Annotated in this window: 1 protein-coding gene; it reads right to left on the bottom strand. The window is 69.9% G+C overall.

Annotated features, from left to right (window positions below; translation table 11 throughout):
• Positions 1–1,075: AfsR/SARP family transcriptional regulator (locus ELR45_RS42070; RefSeq protein ID WP_205856364.1), on the bottom strand; the 1,075-nt coding region annotated here is incomplete at both ends.

The raw sequence follows: 1,075 nt of genomic DNA, 5'->3' as shown, positions 1-1,075 counted from the left end.
ATGATGTCGCGGGCGATGAACTCGTTGTACGGGTCGATGTGCGCAGCGTGTTCGAGGATGTGCAGGGTGTGTTCGGGGTTGGTGTCGACGAGGGTTCGGGCGAGGCGGGCGGCGGCGTCGATGGCGTCGCGGCGGGCGGTTTCGCGGGGGATGTCGAGCCATTCGGCGTGCAGCCCGGCTGCGAGCTCGTCGGTATACAGGGCGAGGATTTCGTGGTCGGCGGCGGCTCGCTCGGCGTCGGTGGCGGCGGCACGTGATCGCTCGATGGCGTCGATGAGGTGCCAGTAGTCGACGTCAACCAGATCGGGGTTGAGGGTGTACACGTCGCCTCGGAGGGCGACGAGCCCGGTGAGGTCGTCGTCGCCGGTTGCTGTTGCCAGGGTGCGTCGTAGCCGGGACAGGGTGGTGTGCAGGGCGTTGGTGGGTCGGCTGGTCGGGCCGTGGGACCACAGAGCATCGGCGAGCGTGTCGCGGGCGACGCCGTGGCGGTGCAGCGCGAGGTAGATGAGCAGGTCACGCTGGCGCGGCGTGAGGACGGTGGTGATGTCATCCGGCCCTTCGGGTTGACGTTGGCGCAGTCGTGGCCGGCCGAGGACGGCCCACAGCACGGCAGTCGCCGCCTGGTGTTCGTCATTGTTGCTGACGTCGTGACTGTGTGCATCGCGGATGTCGATCCCGGCGTCGTCGACGGTCGGCGCCGTCGAGGGTGAGTGGGTGGGTTTGGCATCAACGTCAGCGGCGTCGTCGGCGCCATCGGCGTATGGCTCACCCGTCTCGCCCGGGTCTGCGATCCCAGCTGCGTCGTGCAGCAGGGCGAACAGATCGGCGGCCTGCACGCTGGGGATGGTGAATAGCCGCGTGCCGCGCAGGTGCTGCGCGTCTGGGTTGGTCGCGGTGATGGTGCCGTCGCGGTTCACGTGCACGGTGGCGCCGGGGCGCCATTGGCCGAGCAGCACGCCCGCGATGCCGGCGGTGGAGCCGTTGTCGAGGACGGCCTGCAGCCGGCGATGGGTCCCGCTTTCCGGGCCGGTGGCGATCAGCACCACCCGGTTCGGGGGTTCGTGGCCGGTCGCGG

Origin of the sequence: Phytoactinopolyspora endophytica (assembly GCF_004138495.1) — a bacterium.
Taxonomy (GTDB): Bacteria; Actinomycetota; Actinomycetes; order Jiangellales; family Jiangellaceae; genus Phytoactinopolyspora; species Phytoactinopolyspora endophytica.
Note: the sequence above shows the minus strand (reverse complement) of the source record. Positions and strands in the feature narration are given on the sequence as shown.